Here is a 19,024-nt window from a genome sequence, read left to right as displayed (position 1 = left end):
AATATCACATATATCAAATCACGTTAAACAAATACCACTATAAAGTGATCCAGATTCAATGCATTTATTGCTAACCAGCATATGATCACGCCAGCAATCTGGTGATGAAGGGTTCATATCATAACTATTGCTGTTGGCAACATAATTATTTAACAAGCGCATAATTAGACAGTAAAAACGTAATCTAATAAGAAGGTTCTCATGTCAAACAACATTCGTATCGAAGAAGACCTGTTAGGTAAACGAGAAGTCCCCGCTGAAGCCTATTACGGTATTCACACCTTACGTGCGATTGAAAACTTCTACATCAGCAACAACACCATTAATGATGTACCCGAATTTATTCGTGGCATGGTGATGGTAAAAAAAGCCGCTGCCTTAGCTAACAAGGAATTGCAAACCATTCCTAAAAAAATTGCGGATATCATTATCAAAGCCTGCGACGAAGTGCTCAATACTGGCAAATGTATGGACCAGTTCCCGGTTGACGTATTTCAAGGTGGTGCCGGTACTTCACTCAACATGAATACCAACGAGGTTCTGGCAAACATTGGCCTGGAATTGTTAGGTCATAAAAAAGGTGAATATGAGTACCTGAACCCCAATGATCATCTGAATAAAAGCCAGTCAACTAACGATGCCTACCCAACCGGTTTCCGCATCGCAGTTTATAACTCAATCATGAAACTGATTGAATCTCTTGAACTGTTGATCGCCGGCTTCGATAAAAAAGCCAAAGAATTTGATGACATTCTGAAAATGGGTCGCACCCAGTTACAGGACGCAGTTCCTATGACGTTGGGACAAGAATTCAACGCATTCTCAATCCTGCTGAAAGAAGAAGTTAAAAACCTGAACCGGACTTCTCAACTGTTGTTGGAAGTTAACCTTGGCGCTACTGCTATCGGCACCGGTCTGAACACCGCCCCGGGTTATCAAAAATTGGCTGTTGAAAAACTGGCTGAGGTCACTGGTTTACCTTGCATACCCGCCGAGGACCTGATTGAAGCAACCTCCGACTGTGGTGCTTATGTTATGGTTCACGGCGCGTTAAAACGTCTGGCGGTTAAACTGTCTAAAATCTGTAATGACTTGCGTTTGCTCTCCTCCGGTCCTCGTGCCGGCCTGAACGAAATCAACCTGCCCGAATTACAGGCGGGTTCTTCTATCATGCCGGCAAAAGTTAACCCTGTTATTCCAGAAGTTGTGAATCAAGTTTGCTTCAAGGTCATCGGCAACGATATTTGTGTTACTATGGCATCCGAAGCAGGCCAGTTACAACTAAACGTAATGGAACCCGCTATTGGTCAGGCCATGTTTGAATCTATCTCTCTGCTAAGCAACGCTTGCCGCAACCTGGTAGAAAAATGCATTAACGGCATCACAGCGAACAAAGAAGTTTGCGAAAGCTTCGTATTCAACTCGATCGGTATCGTCACTTATCTGAACCCATTCATTGGTCATCACAATGGTGATATCGTCGGTAAGATCTGTGCTGAAACCGGTAAGAGTGTTCGTGAAGTCGTGCTGGAACGTGGCTTACTGACTGAAACTGAGTTGGATGATATCTTCTGTGTAGAAAACCTAAAACGTCCGGCTTACAAGGCAAAACGTTTTGACGATTGAATTATTGAATATAATAAAAAATAGCTCTTAGCAATTAAGGCACGCAACTCCAACTGGATAGCGTGCCTTTTTACTTCCCTACATGCACAAAGTATTAACCTAAAATTTTCAAATTTTTAATTATTTCAAGGAGTAAATATTATGCTAGCCGTAGAATTGGTTATCGTTCTGCTGGCCATCTTCCTGGGTGCAAGATTAGGGGGGATCGGCATTGGATTTGCCGGTGGTCTTGGCGTTCTGGTACTGTCAGCAATGGGTGTTAAACCGGGGCACATTCCATTCGATGTTATTTCCATCATTATGGCGGTTATCGCAGCAATCTCCGCCATGCAAGTCGCCGGTGGTCTGGATTATCTGGTTCAACAAACTGAAAAATTGCTGCGTAAAAATCCAAAATACATCACGATCCTCGCACCTATCGTTACCTATTTCCTGACGCTATTTGCAGGTACAGGCAACATTTCTCTGTCAGCACTGCCGGTGATTGCTGAAGTTGCAAAAGAACAAGGCATTAAACCATGCCGTCCACTTTCTACTGCGGTTGTCGCAGCCCAGATTGGCATCACCGCCTCACCAATCTCCGCTGCGGTCGTTTATATGTCTTCTCTGATGGAGGGCCACGGCGTCAGCTATATTCATTTGCTGATGGTCCTGCTGCCATCCACTTTCGCGGCTATCGTTCTGATGTCCTTCATCGTCTCCTGGGTGTTTAATTCCAAACTGTCTGATGACCCTGTTTATCTGAAACGTCTGGCAGAAAACCTGGTGACTCTGCGTGGCAGCAAACAGATTGAAGTTAAATCAAGGGCTAAGACTTCTGTTCTGTTGTTCTTAGCAGGCGTTATCAGTGTTGTTATTTACGCTATCGTCAACAGCCCAAGTATCGGCCTGGTTGAAACACCACTTATGAGTACCACCAGTGCCATTTTGATTATCATGCTGAGCGTAGCAACTATCACCATTATATCCTGCTCAGCTGATACTGATGCCATCCTGAATTCCAGTACCTTTAAAGCAGGAATGAGCGCATGTATCTGTATTCTGGGTGTTGCATGGCTGGGTGACACTTTCGTACAGGCAAATATTGATTGGATCAAAGGCACTGCCGGCGGCTTAATTCAATCTCACCCGTGGTTGCTGGCGATTATTTTCTTCTTCTGTTCCGCCCTGCTCTATTCACAGGCGGCAACAGCAAAAGCGCTGATGCCGATGGCTCTAGCTCTGAATGTCACACCACTGACAGCAATTGCTTCTTTCTCCGCAGTTTCCGGGTTGTTTATTCTGCCTACTTATCCAACCCTGGTTGCCGCCGTTCAGATGGATGACACCGGAACTACCCGTATTGGCCGTTTCGTCTTCAACCATCCATTCTTTATTCCCGGCACCATCGGGGTTACTCTGGCTGTTGCCTTCGGCTTTCTGTTCGGCGGTATGATCCTCTAATCCCGTCGATAACAAACTAATCCAGGGGTGTATACCGCCCCTGGATTCTTCTCTAAAAGCCCTTAATTATTGTCTTAATCTTAACCAGAACACTTTCTGGTCTGACAGCCTTCGGTTATAGTGCTGAATATTTCTATTCTATTAGCGATCATTAACCTTATGATTAAACGTATTCTGATATTGTTTTTACTGCTTTGCAGTACGATGTTTACCCCACTGGCAGCGAATGCGCTGTTTGAACAACCGGGGCAAAACCTGTATTTGCCGGCAGATCAGGCATTCATGTTTGATTTTCAGCAAAAAGGCGACAAACTGACACTAAATTGGCAGATCAAACCGGGTTATTACCTTTACCGCAAACAACTTCGTATTGAGCCACAGCAGGCCACACTAGGTAAAATTACGTTGCCACAAGGTACGGCTCATCAGGATGAATTCTTTGGTGAAACTGAAGTTTATTTCCAACAACTCGCGGTAAATGTTCCTGTTACAGAGGCAAATGATAAATCCAATATTGTCGTCACTTATCAGGGCTGTGCCGCGGCAGGATACTGCTACCCACCGGAAACCCGCCTAGTTCCATTAAGTACAGTTATCCCATCAAAAACAACTAACGTAATACCCACCGAACCTGTTCATAAAACGCCAGAAAGTGCATCAAATGACCAGAAAAATTTACCTTTTTCACCACTTTGGGCACTTTTGATTGGCATTGGTATCGCCTTTACACCTTGTGTACTGCCGATGTATCCACTGATTTCCGGCATTATTCTTGGTGGTCAGCGCCCTAAGAACCTAAAACAGATTTTCTGGTTGGCCCTAAGCTATGTTCAAGGAATGGCAATCACCTACACCTTACTTGGATTGATTGTCGCGGCTGCGGGTTTACAATTTCAGGCCGCATTGCAACATCCATATGTACTGATTGGTTTGTCGATACTGTTTATTCTACTAGCACTATCGATGTTCGGCCTTTATTCCCTGCAGCTGCCTTCCTCCGTTCAGACCCGCCTGGTCAGCTGGAGTAACCAGCAAAAAAGTGGCTCATTCTTTGGTGTATTCGCTATGGGTGCATTAGCGGGATTAATTTGCTCACCTTGTACTACCGCGCCTTTAAGCGCCATACTGCTCTATATTGCCCAAAGTGGTAATACAGTAGCAGGGGGCGTAACCCTTTATCTTTATGCTTTAGGAATGGGATTACCGCTTATTGCCGTCACCCTGTTTGGTCATAAACTCCTGCCACGCAGCGGTCCCTGGATGCAATATGTTAAAGAAGCTTTTGGCTTCATTATCCTTGCACTGCCTGTTTTCCTGCTGGAAAGAGTTATCGGTGATGTATGGGGAATACGATTATGGAGCCTGCTGGCGGTCAGTTTCCTGGGATGGGGATTTACTCTGACACTCAGCAGTCAAAATGGCTGGATGAGAGTCATGCAACTAACATTGTTAGTTCTGATGCTTATAGCCACCCGCCCATTGCAGGATTGGTTTTGGGGTACGGCAGCGACACAACAATCGCAACACAGCCTCAATTTCCGCCAGATAAATAACTGGCAAGAATTGGAACACCTAATGGCACAAAACAACCATAAAACCGTCATGCTTGATTTCTATGCTGACTGGTGTGCCGCATGTAAAGAATTTGAAAAATATACTTTCAGTGATCCACAGGTTCAATCACAACTACGTGAAACCTTACTATTACAGGCAAATGTCACAAATAACAGCCCACAGCAAAAACAACTTTTGGAAAAACTGAATGTTCGGGGATTACCGACTATTCTGTTTTTTGACTCTCAAGGAAAAGAGATCCCTGATTCACGGGTAAATGGTTTTATGAATACAACCCGCTTTAACGAGCATTTGCAACATCTGCAAAAATGATCTGAAGGAGAACACCGTGCAACGAGAACAAGTTCTTAGTCATGTCTTAAACTTGCTGGAACAACATGGCTTATCCGCCACAACTGAAATACTCCTTGGTTCACTTAACATGGATATGGAATATCTAAAGCAGTTCTGGCCCGATCGGGAAGCGCTGCTTTATGATTGCCTGCGTTATCACGGCCAACAGATTGAAGTCTGGCAACGACAGATTTTACTGGATGAAAATCTGATACCAGAGCAAAAGCTGCTGGCTCGTTATGCAGCACTTGATGAAAAAGTAAAAGAGAAACGCTATCCGGGCTGCTTGTTTATCGCAGCCTGTAGTGCATTCCCTGAATCGGGGCACCCTATCCATCAATTAGCTGAATTGCAAAAACAGAGTTCTTCCCATTACACCACCGAGCTATTACATCAACTGGATATCGAAGATTGTGAACTGGTTGCCAAACAGATGGAACTGATTCTGGAAGGTTGCCTGAGTAAGCTACTGATCAAACGGAATATTGATGATATCGCTACAGCAAAACTGCTGGCAGAAGATGTTTTGGCTATCGCTCTATGCCGCAAAAATGGTGCATTAAGCTAATAAAAATCAGCCTAAGATGAGCAACCACACAAATTATGGGCAAAAAGAAAGCAATCAATCGTCTTTTATCATTTTTTATCAGAAAGGCATTGACGACTTAGGCTGAATACGGTTTAATGCGCCCCGTTGCCCGGATAGCTCAGTCGGTAGAGCAGAGGATTGAAAATCCTCGTGTCGGTGGTTCGATTCCGCCTCCGGGCACCAATTTCAAGTCAATGGATGTAAATTCACATATCATATTAGCGATACGTATTATTGCTATTCGTAAGAACTAATAAATTAAAATTAATCATATTCTTATTATCTCTTTTGCTATTTTATAAGTAGTATCAATGCAAAACCATCTGAACCAAACCTGAATTTCTGGGGAGTTTCGGTTACGCGGTTATTAAAATCTGATTTTTATACTCTTAATAGAAATCAAACCTTTTCACTCTGGTTTTATCCAATAATGATTATTATGAATAAGTTTCTCTAATTCTTCTGATAACCACCCATTAGCTTCGGCTTCCGCATTGGAAACGATTAAAGCAAAGGTTGTTGCACTCCGTTATACATTAGTATGATACAGAAACAACTTTTGGAGTCAGTCTGCCATAAGAAAGTGCACAAATTTGCAGCTAACCACTTATTTTCTATCAGTTGAATGCTAAACTAAAAGCAGTTGATCAAATACAGAGATCACTCTCAGGGGCTTGTAATGGCGAATGGTAAAATACTTAGACAATTGATCAAAGCTGGCACGACTAGCGACTCTGCGGCTTTTCGCCGTGTATCAGAAGCGATCATTGAAGAAAAACGCCAAAAACAACATCACCTGTTAGCCAACGATCTTGAACATATACTTGATAGCGCTATTTGGCGACGCTTTGATGAAGTGATCGAGTTTCCTTTGCCTAATGAATCTCAACTTACCCAATTGCTAAAACTAAAATTGCGCGGTATCCGTCGTCAGTTCGAACTAAATGATGATGAACTACTCTCTTGCTTTGTTGGTAAAAGTGGAGCCGACATTGAACGGATTATACGAAAAGCAATTAAACGCATGATTTTACGTAGTCAGGAATTTCTGACAGTGAAAAATTTGAAAAATGCGTTAGCCGGAGAGAAGTTGAGAACAACACAACAAGGATAACCAATGCCCGGTGACTATAAACATCTTGTTATATCTAAAGAGAATCTGCAAACCGATAGACGTACCCGTAAAATTAACCGCCCTCACTCAACCCATGGCAATCTCCATCAACATGGACAAATGCTGTAAAATGCTTGAACCATTCACGCCAATCTACACTCATACAAGTACCAGGAAGAGAGAATGATGGGCGCTTTGTCTTGAAACTGACTTATAACGGTCATCTCGATTTTGCTCATTTAAACCGTCATGGAGTTGATTTCATTAGCCAAGAAGAAAAACAGGTATGTGTTGTTCTTAGTAATGAAGAAGGTTTAGCAATATTTGCTAATCATCTTCAAATGTTAGGCTTAGAGGATACTCAGCTAACTTATAAACAAATTCTTGAAGCCTTAGAAGGAATTGACAATTGTCTCCAGAAGATCGCAAAAGCTGGGCAATTAAACATCTTAAGTTACCAGATACACATTTATTTAAGCTCGATGTTGAACTTTGGCTACAAGAACAAGGGATCCGCTGTCTGGACAGAATCAATTTGGATAGCTTATTAATGTATCGTCTGGAAGTATCTCAAGCTCAGACAGAATTATTACTGAACCACCGAGATATCAGATTAGTGGATTTCCCCCCATCAAATGGGATCAGTTATCAGCAATTAAACAGAGATATAAATAGTCTGCCCCGATATATTCCTCAACCACCAAGAAACGCAGCAAAAATCTGTATTCTTGATAGTGGTGTAAATACGAATCACCCTTTATTAAGTCCAGCAATAGCGGACAGTGCTTGCTTTATTACTGATCAAAATGCCTTTGATTTAAATGGGCATGGCACAGCTGTTGCCAGCATCGCACTATATGGGGATGTAGGAGCTTGTAATGAAAGTAATTTTTGGAAACCACAGTTCTGGATATACAACGGAAAAGTTCTAAACGATCAGTGTGAGTTTGATATTAATTCTGCTGAACAACTTTATCCAATGCGATCCGTTATTTCATCGACTTTGGCTGTCGTATTTTCAATGTTTCTTTAGGAAATATTAATGCACCTTATGATGGCAAACATATTCGTGGTCTTGCCTATTTATTAGATACCTTAGCGCGCCAATACAATGTGTTATTTGTTGTTTCAGCTGGGAATTTTAGTGGTAATGACAATCCTCCTATTCCACAAAATAGCTGGCGTGATGAATACCCCGATTACTTATTAGCTGATTCAAGTGTGATTATTGATCCAGCACCAGCTTTGAATGTACTGACTGTTGGTAGCCTTGCACGACAAAATGCAACAATGGATACTCAAAGAAGACCCGAAGAGATTTCACAATTATGTCCAGCATTAGAAAATCAGCCTTCACCTTTTACTCGCCATGGACCATCGATAAAAGGAGCGTTGAAACCTGACTTAGTAGCTCATGGCGGAAATTTAGCATCACCAATGCGGCAAGAACGCCAGTGGCAACAAGAAATGAGGGGATTGGGTGTTCTTAGCTGCCACCACCAATTCCAAGGGAATACACTATTTAAAGAATTGAGTGGAACTAGTTTTGCAGCGCCCTACATCACCCATCTGGCAGGGCGTTTACTTAATGAATATCCTGATATTTCTGCCAATATGCTCCGAGCGCTGTTAGTTAATCATGCCAATCTTCCCAATGAAGTAATAACAGTTTTCCCCGATCCAATAAAAAAAGCGTACAAAAAAGTACAGCAAACAAAAGATCGTAGAATCGAGCGTGATGTTACAGGATACGGTCTGGTTGATGAGGATGCTTTATATCGTTCATCAGAGAATATCGTTGTAATGATGTCTGAAGAAAGAATCAAAAATAACGCACATAAATTCTTTGAACTTCCCTTACCTCAGGAATACTTGCGTACACAGCGAGCAACGCGCGAACTGAGAGTTACTTTGGCGTATTCACCTGCGGTACGTACAACACGGCTTGATTACAGCGCAACACGAATTACTTATCGTTTAGTTAAAGGCAATTCTTTAAATGAAGTACAGGCCTGTTTTAATCATAAAACGCAAGCAGAAACAGAGGCTAGAAACGATGATGCAACAAGCAATCGAGAAATCACGGCTCAACAAAGAGATAAAGGTACCGTACAGTCATCGATCTGGACATTCCGTCAACGACATCCAAATGAAAAGTGGTTTGTAGTTGTAACACGCCAAGACCGAGATTGGGGTACCGTATTAAGTGCAGAACAAGAACCTTATGCCCTAGTCGTCACCGTTACAGACTGTGATAATGAAAAAGCCAAGTTATATACCCAAATCCAACAACGAATCCGTGAGCAGGAACGTGCTCGCACTCGTGTTAATATTGATTGACTTGGGGCATTCCTGAACAGTGATGATACTGGCATCACTGCTCAGTGACCATCCAGTATACTCAATTAACAACTCTTTTTCACAAAACAAGAAAACATCAGTTAATCATCATACGATCTTGTCAAGTCAATGCATAACATTCCCTTGGATAGATATCCCCCCCCAACAAAAATATTTTCATCAAGATAATCAGAGTGAATACCTCTGGGACTAAACTCATATCTGAAACCAGATACGCGGTACACCGACTGTCTTAACATCACCATGCTTTTCGCGGGAAGCCCCTTCCTTTCAGGCATAGGTATCTGGATGCGTTGACGGCCAGTATCAGCCAGATTGAAGCCCTGGAACTGGGCAAAACATTGAATTCATGTGATTGACCGGGAAGGTGATTCGGTGGGCCATCTGCGTCAGCTCAGTGCACAGGGATTTCGGGGGTTAATCCGGGGAAAAGAGGGCCATCGTGTTGAATACCAAGGCGAAACCCAAAAACTCGGTCAGGTGGCAGAAAACCTGTCTTTTCACGTCACCGGACAGGTGGATTACAAAGGCAGGAAAGCGGGCCTGGCGGTGGAACATCGAATCGTTTTTTAAGCTGATAAAGGGGGCGGGTCATGATGTGGAGTCCTGGTTGCAACGCAGTGCGGGAGCGGTGTTACGCCGGCTTTTAGGCTTGTGTACTGGCGTGGGGCTTACAGCGAGGAAATGATGAAGAGAATGTCAGGGCAAGGCGATTATTGTGTCGTTTATCGGGACGTCAACAGAAACGGGGGCGACGAGAAAGCGCCCCGGCCATTCTGGCGGGCTTATCACTGCTGCTAAACACGTTACAGTTGTTATCGGAATATTCGGCAGAGGAACTGACCCGGCTAGCCGCCAGTGTGTTGGGTCAGTTCGACGATGTGTAGATACCTATGCTTTAGGAAGGGGAGGATGTCAATGAATCTCGACCTACATATTGAACTCATCGAAACGAAAGTGTTTAGCTAGCATTATTCCATGCATCCAGAAACGACAATTTATGTAATTCAATAATTTTTCATAAGTTCTTGAACACCACAAAATAGGATAGCCACTGCGATTGCACCATCAGCAAGAAGGAGCAATCGCACGTGGTACGAATATTAATCGTGTTTTGCGCCAAACCCTTGAGAACGGATCAACTGATTCATTACCTTGAGATCCACCATTAGATCGTCGATATCATTATCTAACAAATGCTGATGCATCTCACTGAATGCTACGCTCATTTCTTGCAGGCCCTGATAAGTTAATAATCTGACCTCTTCGAATTGCACACTATTGGCATTTTGCTCCTCCAACAAAGCACAACGTTCCAGCGCCTTAGCAATCATCGGCAGATAACGGTTGAGAAATGCCTTACCGGGAGCAACATCCCTGGCATCAGCCTGCATACAGCCAATTATCGCCTGAGTTTTCTCTTCAATCTGGCTGACTAGCTCCTGTATATCAAACGACATACCCGACTGATAGCGCCTGATCTGCACCAACTGTTCATGATATTCAGCGAACACTGCCTGTGCCTTATCCCGCTGACGCTGTTCCTCCGTTTGTTGACAGGAAACAATTTGTTGCTGCTGTTGCAGCGCTTCCTGTTGCCGGAGATTACGCCAGGGCTCAACAAACACCGCCGCCAACACAATGACAACAAATACGACGCCAAACCAGACGGGGATAGCATAGGCATCCATTCTAAACAGCATGACAATGGTACTCACTGCTATCAGCAACAACAGGAATCTGCCTACCTCCAGTTTACGTTGTCTGATGATAGTAATGAGCAAGGTTGCCAGCCCGCCAAACAACAGCGCAGCAGCCCACAGCCCCGCCAGCGGACTCAATATCGCTACTAGCCAACCGGCCAAAGTAGCCAGCCTATGTGGGCGCGGCGGATAAAGAGCCAATAATCCGATATAGCCCGATAACAACACTATGCTGGAGATATAATGATTATCCGCAGGCAAGGTCAAAAAAGACCAAGGAGTAAACAGAACAATGCAGGACAGCACAAACGCAAGCAAAAAGGTTTTGACATGAAACAGTGCACGCAATAGGGACCGTCTGATACCACCGAGCAAGGACATCACGCCCTGCTCCTTCCGCTGTACCACATCATGTGGTTGAGGTGTAGACATATACGTATTTTATCCATTAATCAGGAGCGTACCTTGTTAAGATCATGACTGATATTGCGCAGCTGCTGAGGTTAAACGCTGACGTAAATTATCTTCCATGGTGGACAACTCTTTCTCAATCTCAGTACGCTTAATGCGCGCTTCCGACGCAATGCGCATCGTATCCTCAATAGTATTAACCAAGCGATTCTGCACATCGTGTAAGGTTTCAATATCGACGATAGAGCGTTCCACCTCAGTGGCCGTTGCAATACTGCTCTGTTGCAGGATTTCGGCATTCTTGCGCAATAAATCGTTGGTCGTATCGGCCACTTCTTTTTGCAATCTGGCTGCTTTACTCTGAGCTTCCAGCGACAGATTAAGTACCATCTGACTTTTCCAGATCGGTAATGTAGAAAGGATGCTACTCTGGATCTTTTCCGCTAGTTGCTGGTTGTTATTTTGCACAATACGGATCTGTGGTGCGGTCTGTACAGCAATGGTTTTTGACAGTTCCAAGTCATGAAGGCGTCGTTCAAAACGGTTAATATTTTCCAGCATGTCTTTAACACCCTGCGCATCCATCAGGTCTTTAGACCCTTCTGCCTTTCTCTGTAGCATGGGTAACTCCACCGTTTTAATCTGCTGTAGCTTCTGTCTGCCCGCTTCAACATAGAACGATATTTCTTTATAGAAACCCAGATTACGATCGTAAAGCTGTTCCAGCACGGTGATATCACGCAGCAAATTAAGCATTGCATTATCCAGATGGGTTGCGATGGTATCGACCTGCTGTGTCAGCGTCTTTTGATCAACAACGGTACGTTCAATTTTCTTGAAAATCCCACCAATCAGCGGTAATTTCCTCAAAAAACCACTACTCTTCTCTTCTGCGGACAACGCATCATGTCCACGAATAAACATAACCAGATCCGAGAGCTTCTGACCAACTTCATCAGCCTCTTTTGTCCGTACATTCTCCAGCAAGGTATCAGCAAAACGAGCAATTTCCCCCATAGGCTTGGCACCATAGCTGATCACTGCCGCAGGTTCAGAAATATCGATCTTCGCAATTAATGTGTTGATGTGTTCCTGATCAATCAAAGCAGTTGACTCATCGGCAATCATGTCATGACCCGATGATGGTATAGGCATAACCTTAATACTCATGAAGTAATCCTGTTAGCTGAATAATGAAATAATTGTATATAAAATAAGGAATATTATATGGCATCTACAGAGAGTGTAAAACAAGTTCTACTTTTAACCAGCCTGTGATTTGCCCAAGCTACCATGTCAGTCTCATAAGGGGTTCCCATGGGAGACGCCGATAGGTTAAGGAAATATATTTACAAGACACTATTGCAGTGTGTCAGAGAAAATCAAAACCGTCAAAATCCATTGGTATTAAAACGATGGTATGAATGGCAAGTTTCAGTATACGGATATACACTCTATATGCTTCATCTATATACACGATGTGTTAAATAATAGTTTTATTTAAATGTTCATATATACCCGTAAAAAGGTCAAATAAGAATATATAATCGGTTAATCAGAAAGCATTGACCTATTTTAATAACATTTTCAACTAGAGAATAAAATTTTTTATAAACCAGTTAAATAATCATTTATAAAGAATCGGGATAACAAAACCCACAAATAAATGATTTAACTAAATACGAGCCGGGTTACTTGTAGCATCATTATATTATACAACACCGCAATACATTAAATACGCCCGCTTAAACTTGTTTTACACTATTTTAATCTGCCAATAGCATTGCTTTTCTACAATTTGATTTAAATCATACCTCTTTTTACACCTCAGATCAGGATTTTACTTTTTTCTGGAACTCTTCATTATTAAAACGATTAAATCACTATATTCCATGAAAAAGTGATTTTGATGATGAATACTTTTAATTATATCAGTGCGATAACTGCTCCCGGCCCTGATATCTTCGCCCAGTATTGGGCGAAGATATCCAGCGATGTTTGCTACAAAGAGATAGCTCGTCGCGCAGCTCCCACAGCACTGGTTCCATAGTCTATCGCATTGGCGATCCCGGTTGTGGTCAGCACCCTGCCTCTGATCTGATTACCAATCATGCCGGCAACATTATCTATACCACTGCCGATAGCACTTAGCCCTCTGGAAATCCAACTGTCTCTTCCCATCACTCTGTGCAGACCAGTTCCAATGCCACCCGCAAACCCGCCGAGAGCACTAAATATAGGCTCAAAGACTGGTCTGGCTACAGCAAAATGCACAAATTGTCTGGCTAAACCGGCTACATGTGGGCTAATAGCCCGCCCTAAGAGCCTACTCAAAAATCCGCCTCCAATTATTCGGTTGATCGCCATTTCAGCACCCAGACCCGCAGCAGCACCCACGGCGTAATTCGCTAAATGTCCGGCTGGGTTACTGGCGACATCTAAACCAAAGCCAACCCAAGAACCGTAATACGTTCCAATACCCGCATGGATCCCTGCCCTGGTACTTCCTTGTGTACCCGTGATCATCCCACCAGCGGCACCTCCCGCCGCTGCCGCTATTTCATGAGTAAAAGTGGAGGAAGTACCCAGCATGGTATCAATGGTGCCTACCGCACTCCCGGCCCCTATAGCACCACCTATCCCACGGTCAGCATTATTGATTAATGATCCTATGGCTCCGGTGGCCGCACCGGCTGCTGATGCAACACCGACTCCTTGTGCTCTCGCACCATAAGCCGCTGCTGAACCCGCTCCGGCAGCAGCGCCAGCCGCCGCCTGCACTAATGTCGATTTTCCCTGTACAAGTCGTGCAAGCAATGCCCCGCCTTTTTCCAGAAGGCTACCCACGTTATATCCCATCAACGCACCGATCCCTGCCCCTATAGCAGCAACACCCAGAATGACGGGAATAGCCGCTCCAGCTGTACCGGCAATGGTGGCTGCAAGACCGCCAATCGCAATCCCTCCGGCAATGGCTCTGCCAATTTTTTGTCCCCGTCTCATTGAAGCAGACATGCCTTCATCCGGTTTACGAAACAGAAATGAAGCAAACCAAAATGTATTTCGGTTTCGGTTCGGAGAAGGCGCTAATCCATCGTGGTCAGTCAATGTAATTGGGTTATTCCTTACCATCCGATACAGATTCAATCCATCTACGGTTCCCGCCGGATCCGCATTCAACCACCGCCCCACCCACGGCTGGTAATACCGGTAGCCGTAATAATACAGCCCAGTAGCATCCCGCTCTTTACCGGAGTAACGAATAAATTTATAACTGGCTTCTGTCTGGTTTTTCGCCGCCCATACCGCCGTGCCACCATACGGATAATACTCTTCCTGACTGAGAATCTGCCCCTCGCTATCCAGTTCAAGCTGGCTAGAGCCAAGAAGATTATCGTAGCTGTAACGCACCTGATTGTTGTTGATATCTGCTGGCTTACCATTTTCCCAGTGCAATACCCTTACCTGTGCGCGACCAGCTTCACCTACCGTAATCACCTGCAAATTTTTGGTTGTTTTATCTGCAACCTGGGTTATGCGTAGTTCTAATCCCGGCAGATAAGTCACCCGTTGTACTTGGATACTGTTACCCGTCTGCTGTTCACTCACTTTTAGCAATCGCATTCCATCACTGCCATAACGATACCATTCCCGGTCACTGGCATCTTTACGGCTCACTGGCGTTACTTGTTGCAATTCCCCTCGGATATTCCAATTCAGGTTTTGCCCTGGCATTAACGTTTTCTGATGGCCGCCGGAATCAAATAGCGCATCCACCTGGGTTGGATCTGTCGTTAATGTACTCAATACCGCCCGGTTGCTGCGGCTTGAAACTGTCATGTCTGTGGTGTAATTATTTTGAGTCGCGGGTGAGCTGTGCCGGATTTGAACCAAATTACCACCACGGTCATAAGCATAGGAACAAAAGTAATTGGTATAGGTGCTGTCGTCAGCAGGAACAGACATGGCTAGTAAGGGAAGTTTGCTGCTTTGCTGGCCGATATTCGCCATTTCACGCCCTGTCGCACTAATAAGCTGATACAGGGAATCATAAACATAACGGTTCTCCGGCACTACTGTCTGATTACGCCAAAAGCGAGTGGCTTCCGCATCATTATGGATACTGATGACATTCCCCACCGGATCATACTCATAACGCAGATCCTGCAACACTTTGGCTATTGATTCTCTGTTATCTGCACGTCGGGTGGTGATACCTATCAGACGTTGAGTTTCTGGTTCATAGTTGTACTGCGTAATCACACCATTACCATGCTCTTCACGCAACTTATGACCTGCGGCTGACCAGGTTAAGGATTTAACAATAATCTGCTCATTCTGGCCTTTCACAGTCAACCAGCTACCTTTTAACTGACCAGCAATGTCATAAGCCAGACGTTGAATATTTCCTTTCGCATCGGTTTGGGTAAGTAAAGCACCAATGGCATTGGTTGTACTTTGCGTCGTATAGACCTCACTTGCCAGCATACTCTGCCAGACAGCTTCATCGTCACCCATCCAGTTCGCTTCCTGCCCTTCGGCCAGTAATTGGTGAGATTGGGATAAAATGGCGCCTGCCAGTGACTGACTCTCCAGCCGGGTAACTCCCGCTGTGTCGTAGTGGCGTATACATTGACCGGAGAGGTTATAATCTTTCTCCGCGGTTGTATTCTCAGCCCAGATAAAGCGCTCTGTTACATGGGGAGTATCTTCATCGGAAACCCGTTCGCTAACAGACAACAGACGACCAGGCAAAATGTTGCCTTCATAGAGACGAGTCTGAAGAACACCTGTCGCATTAACAGTCATGACCAGACGGCCTTCAACATCATTTAATGAGATGGTGCAACCAGCATCGACACTCTCTGTCCTCAGGACATTACCAGCCAGATCATGCTGCCAGATAAAATTAGGTTTCACCGAGTCATCGGTCTGTTTTGCATCATATAAGCGTGGGTCAATACTGTGGTTCAGGTGTCCGCGGTTATCATATTGGTGACGGGTGATACGGGTGTCAGTATCACCCCCTACCACAACGCGGTGAAAACCGATATCACGAATGGACAGGCCGCGATTATCCAACACGCTGACTGTTGGAGTTTGGGTATAAAGAGTGGTATCAAACGTACTCATCATATTCCTTTTATTTTGTTTTAAAGCTTCCCTTCCAATGAAATGGAGAAGGATCGCAAGATTGATTTCAGATATGTCAGACGCTCCCACCCTGGCATACCAGTACCACATCAAACACAGAGGCATAACCAAGTTCGGTCAATTTATCGGGCAAGTCGTGGATTGCTTCGGTGCGGGAAATCAGGGGACTGGCGAGTTGATTCATACGAACTCCTGAGTTGAGATTTATCATGAGAAACAGGTTTTTTCGTGCAAGAAAATGATCACTATTGTTCAAGAGAGGTACCAGATTAAACACACACATTAGGACATCAAGTCGTCTGGCCTTCCAAAGACATTATATACAACGACAATGTGTGAGAAAAAATATAATAAATCACAAAACATGTTCACATTAAAAAATAAAATACAAACAATAAAATAACAGCAGGTTTTCTCAAATAATAGTCAGATCGTTTTTTGCTACTTAATCAATATCCATTCAAAGTGCTGACCAAAAGACCAACACTTTGTCATTAATCTGCAAAACAGGAGAATTAGCCTCCTGCACAGGCAAACATACTTTGCTGGTGTAGGTTGTGGGCAAACTGGCAGCTTAAAGTCAGTTCTTTTTTGCTATGCCCCCGAACCAGTAAAGCTTCCCAACGATGATGATGACCGGGCACAAATCCCGTACAAACAAATCCCGCTTGTTGCAAAATTTCCATTGCCTGGAGAGTACCTTCCCCTACCGGAAGTTTCACATATACCAGTTTATGAGCGGGTAGCTCTGCCACCTCTTTTACCCGCTCAGTGGTCTGCTTTTCCACCCACACTTCAAGCCGGCGTCCATGATTGGTCATGCTGATATCGGCATCAACCGACTCTTCCGGTTGTAAAGGCTCTTGACCAAACACTTGAGTCACCGAATTCAGCCAATTTTGCCAACCTGAAGGCCAGTGTAACTTTGGAAAGGGCCAACTTTGCAGAGGCAAGCAACCCAGTACAATGCTTTCCGGATATGTCTGATCAAAGGGTGATGTGACATAATCCGGCAACAATCCTGTGGTATGAAAGCCCAGGTTTTGAGCCAAACGCTGGCTGTGATTATGTGACGATACCTGCTTAATAGTGAGTATGCTTAACCCCATTTCCCTAGCCTGATCACACAAGTATCTCCCCAGTGCAGTCGCAATCCCCTGACCACGCGCCTGTGGGTGCACCGCAATAAGCGCCAGTTCAGCGCTTAACGGACAGCGCTTATCCTGCCATAGCGCCGCATGCCCCAATACTTGCCCATCCTGTACCGCAACGGCAGAATACCAGTGTCTTGCCGCGTTATAGCGGCCAAGCATGGTTGGCAAATAAACTTCCGGGTAAACATAATCTTCGCCGTAAACAGCCCGAAATAAAGCACTGACACCGGTAGAATCCTCTTCCCGGAATAATCGAATCAATGGTGTTACTGGATTTATGCTCATGCTGCCTTCTCTTCAGCACTATAACCACGATTATCAACCACCCGCATCAGCTTACCGGAGCGTGGATGCGTAACCATATTTTCCAAGGCGCAGTAAGTTACCTCCACATGCAACAATCCTTGGCAACATAACTTTGCTATAGCAGGTTGCGCCGCCAGCAACGCCTGATGTACTGATGTTGCAAGTGGCATCGGTGACGAGTCGCTGGCTAACAAGAGTTTTATCTTATCTATACCATCCTGACGGCTCAGTAATAGCTGCCAGGCCAGTATTCCCTCTTGCTGTTGCAGTAAACGGGCAATATGGTCAGGAAAAAGGGATAACGAGGCAACCCGTACCCGGTGCGCACTGCCCGCCCGCCCCTGTAAAGCGAACTTGCGACGCGGCTGCCCAAATTCTTCACACCAACAAGCCAGATCACCAGTAGGATAACGGATAACCGGCATCAGACACCGTTGTAAGTTGGTAACAACCAACATGCCGTTTTGTCCAGGTACAGTAATCGGCTGACCACTCGACTCGTCAATGATTTCAACAATCGTATCCGTATCAAAAACCCGATGTTCACCGTGACCACAATCGGGAGAAGCAGCACCAATGAGACCGGCGTCAACACTGGCACAACCAATTGAACCAATGCGTGCATTGGGGAATACATGGCCCAATAGTGTCAACTGCTCTGGAAACAGACTTTCACCACCGTACAACAGGCGCTCAATACCCGGCATGGATTGCCCGATCTGCTGCAAGGTACTGGCAAAACGTAACAGTTGCGCCGGCACTCCGGCGAGAACGTTAATCCCCAGGCTGACAACCGCGTCAGCCAACGCCCGATCATCCACTGAACAGGAAAACGGAAACTCCACCACCGGCACCGGTGAATAAGACAAAGCACCGTGAATAAACAACAGACTGGTATACAGATCACCGGCAAAAAACAAATTGGCAACGCGGTCATCAGGCTGTAGTTGCTGTGCCAACCCTTGACCAAATGCGCGCACAAAAGCGCGCCATTCATTGCAACTGAACACCGACAACCTACCCTCACTGGTAGAGCCACCGGTTTTGAAAACATGACCTCCGTTGATAGGACCGGTCAACACCGGCCAGTTTTCCAGTAGTTGCGACTGCTGCCAGTAGTCAGCCGGGTTAGTTAATGGTAAATCAGTCAACGCCCAACCAGAGCGAGGTAAATCACAATAAAGATCCCTAAAGAAGGGAGCATGATCGCGGGCATATTCAACCAAATCGTGTAATGATAATGTCATGATTTACT

General features: G+C 44.7%; 15 protein-coding genes, 1 tRNA gene and 1 pseudogene. 11 read left to right on the top strand and 6 right to left on the bottom strand.

Translation table 11 applies throughout. The features are described from left to right. Positions 1–201 precede the first annotated feature (201 nt). The 11 genes from aspA to C5470_RS22430 all read left to right on the top strand — a co-directional run bounded on the left by aspA (position 202) and on the right by C5470_RS22430 (position 9,928). A complete protein-coding gene (gene aspA / locus C5470_RS06760) occupies positions 202–1,626 on the top strand; it encodes an aspartate ammonia-lyase (RefSeq protein WP_166287036.1) in 1,425 nt (474 codons plus the stop codon). Positions 1,627–1,767: 141 nt separating this feature from the next. Beyond that, positions 1,768–3,069: an anaerobic C4-dicarboxylate transporter gene (locus C5470_RS06755; RefSeq protein WP_166287034.1), complete on the top strand. Its 1,302-nt coding sequence runs from the start codon at positions 1,768–1,770 to the stop codon at positions 3,067–3,069. A 159-nt stretch (positions 3,070–3,228) separates the two neighbouring features. Continuing rightward, a complete protein-coding gene (locus C5470_RS06750) occupies positions 3,229–4,956 on the top strand; it encodes a protein-disulfide reductase DsbD (protein WP_166287032.1) in 1,728 nt (575 codons plus the stop codon). A gap of 16 nt (positions 4,957–4,972) precedes the next feature. Then, complete coding sequence (gene dicD, locus C5470_RS06745) at positions 4,973–5,545, top strand: division control transcriptional repressor DicD (RefSeq protein ID WP_166287030.1); 573 nt, start codon at positions 4,973–4,975, stop codon at positions 5,543–5,545. A gap of 128 nt (positions 5,546–5,673) precedes the next feature. Continuing rightward, positions 5,674–5,749, top strand: a tRNA-Phe gene (locus tag C5470_RS06740). 496 nt (positions 5,750–6,245) lie between these two features. After that, complete coding sequence (locus tag C5470_RS06735) at positions 6,246–6,680, top strand: hypothetical protein (protein WP_242687827.1); 435 nt, start codon at positions 6,246–6,248, stop codon at positions 6,678–6,680. A 3-nt stretch (positions 6,681–6,683) separates the two neighbouring features. Next, complete coding sequence (locus C5470_RS23240) at positions 6,684–6,809, top strand: hypothetical protein (RefSeq protein ID WP_278249179.1); 126 nt, start codon at positions 6,684–6,686, stop codon at positions 6,807–6,809. A gap of 280 nt (positions 6,810–7,089) precedes the next feature. Next, on the top strand, positions 7,090–7,713 hold the full coding sequence (locus tag C5470_RS23235) for a S8 family serine peptidase (RefSeq protein WP_278249178.1): 624 nt from the start codon (positions 7,090–7,092) through the stop codon (positions 7,711–7,713). Further along, positions 7,665–9,020 (top strand): S8 family peptidase, encoded by a 1,356-nt coding sequence (locus tag C5470_RS06730; RefSeq protein WP_339916155.1) that lies wholly within the window; start codon positions 7,665–7,667, stop codon positions 9,018–9,020. The genes C5470_RS23235 and C5470_RS06730 overlap by 49 nt, the downstream gene beginning before the upstream one ends. A gap of 396 nt (positions 9,021–9,416) precedes the next feature. Next, positions 9,417–9,614: a hypothetical protein gene (locus C5470_RS22435; RefSeq protein ID WP_207626914.1), complete on the top strand. Its 198-nt coding sequence runs from the start codon at positions 9,417–9,419 to the stop codon at positions 9,612–9,614. Between the two features lie 143 nt (positions 9,615–9,757). Continuing rightward, the gene (locus C5470_RS22430) at positions 9,758–9,928 is read left to right on the top strand and encodes a hypothetical protein (RefSeq protein ID WP_207626913.1); all 171 of its coding nucleotides are present in this window, start codon (positions 9,758–9,760) and stop codon (positions 9,926–9,928) included. 216 nt (positions 9,929–10,144) lie between these two features. Here C5470_RS22430 and C5470_RS06720 read toward each other — a convergent pair whose 3' ends face one another. The 6 genes and pseudogenes from C5470_RS06720 to C5470_RS06695 form a co-directional block, all read right to left on the bottom strand. After that, positions 10,145–11,176: a 5-bromo-4-chloroindolyl phosphate hydrolysis family protein gene (locus C5470_RS06720; RefSeq protein WP_166287028.1), complete on the bottom strand. Its 1,032-nt coding sequence runs from the start codon at positions 11,174–11,176 to the stop codon at positions 10,145–10,147. Between the two features lie 42 nt (positions 11,177–11,218). Continuing rightward, the gene (locus C5470_RS06715) at positions 11,219–12,325 is read right to left on the bottom strand and encodes a toxic anion resistance protein (RefSeq protein WP_166287026.1); all 1,107 of its coding nucleotides are present in this window, start codon (positions 12,323–12,325) and stop codon (positions 11,219–11,221) included. An 831-nt stretch (positions 12,326–13,156) separates the two neighbouring features. After that, the gene (gene tccC, locus C5470_RS06710; RefSeq protein WP_166287363.1) at positions 13,157–16,288 is read right to left on the bottom strand and encodes an insecticidal toxin complex protein TccC; all 3,132 of its coding nucleotides are present in this window, start codon (positions 16,286–16,288) and stop codon (positions 13,157–13,159) included. A gap of 103 nt (positions 16,289–16,391) precedes the next feature. Further along, positions 16,392–16,493, bottom strand: a pseudogene (locus C5470_RS06705) (Tc toxin subunit A); the annotation flags it as partial. Positions 16,494–16,824: 331 nt separating this feature from the next. Continuing rightward, positions 16,825–17,748, bottom strand: coding sequence for a GNAT family N-acetyltransferase (locus C5470_RS06700; RefSeq protein ID WP_166287022.1), 924 nt, complete (start codon positions 17,746–17,748; stop codon positions 16,825–16,827). After that, the gene (locus tag C5470_RS06695; protein ID WP_166287020.1) at positions 17,745–19,016 is read right to left on the bottom strand and encodes a phenylacetate--CoA ligase family protein; all 1,272 of its coding nucleotides are present in this window, start codon (positions 19,014–19,016) and stop codon (positions 17,745–17,747) included. Before C5470_RS06695 ends, C5470_RS06700 begins: the two co-directional genes overlap by 4 nt. Between the last annotated feature and the right edge of the window lie 8 nt (positions 19,017–19,024).

Origin of the sequence: Photorhabdus stackebrandtii (genome assembly GCF_011189495.1) — a bacterium.
GTDB lineage: Bacteria > Pseudomonadota > Gammaproteobacteria > Enterobacterales > Enterobacteriaceae > Photorhabdus > Photorhabdus khanii.
Note: the sequence above shows the minus strand (reverse complement) of the source record. Positions and strands in the feature narration are given on the sequence as shown.

What these genes read in the sequence shown, in the direction of transcription:
- C5470_RS06755 (WP_166287034.1), top strand. Translation starts at nt 1,768, where the DNA reads ATGCTAGCCGTAGAATTGGTTATCGTTCTGCTGGCCATCTTCCTGGGT.
- C5470_RS06700 (WP_166287022.1), bottom strand. Translation starts at nt 17,748, where the DNA reads ATGAGCATAAATCCAGTAACACCATTGATTCGATTATTCCGGGAAGAG.
- C5470_RS06715 (WP_166287026.1), bottom strand. Translation starts at nt 12,325, where the DNA reads ATGAGTATTAAGGTTATGCCTATACCATCATCGGGTCATGACATGATT.
- C5470_RS06750 (WP_166287032.1), top strand. Translation starts at nt 3,229, where the DNA reads ATGATTAAACGTATTCTGATATTGTTTTTACTGCTTTGCAGTACGATG.
- tccC (WP_166287363.1), bottom strand. Translation starts at nt 16,288, where the DNA reads ATGAGTACGTTTGATACCACTCTTTATACCCAAACTCCAACAGTCAGC.
- aspA (WP_166287036.1), top strand. Translation starts at nt 202, where the DNA reads ATGTCAAACAACATTCGTATCGAAGAAGACCTGTTAGGTAAACGAGAA.
- C5470_RS23240 (WP_278249179.1), top strand. Translation starts at nt 6,684, where the DNA reads ATGCCCGGTGACTATAAACATCTTGTTATATCTAAAGAGAATCTGCAA.
- C5470_RS06735 (WP_242687827.1), top strand. Translation starts at nt 6,246, where the DNA reads ATGGCGAATGGTAAAATACTTAGACAATTGATCAAAGCTGGCACGACT.
- C5470_RS06695 (WP_166287020.1), bottom strand. Translation starts at nt 19,016, where the DNA reads ATGACATTATCATTACACGATTTGGTTGAATATGCCCGCGATCATGCT.
- C5470_RS06720 (WP_166287028.1), bottom strand. Translation starts at nt 11,176, where the DNA reads ATGTCTACACCTCAACCACATGATGTGGTACAGCGGAAGGAGCAGGGC.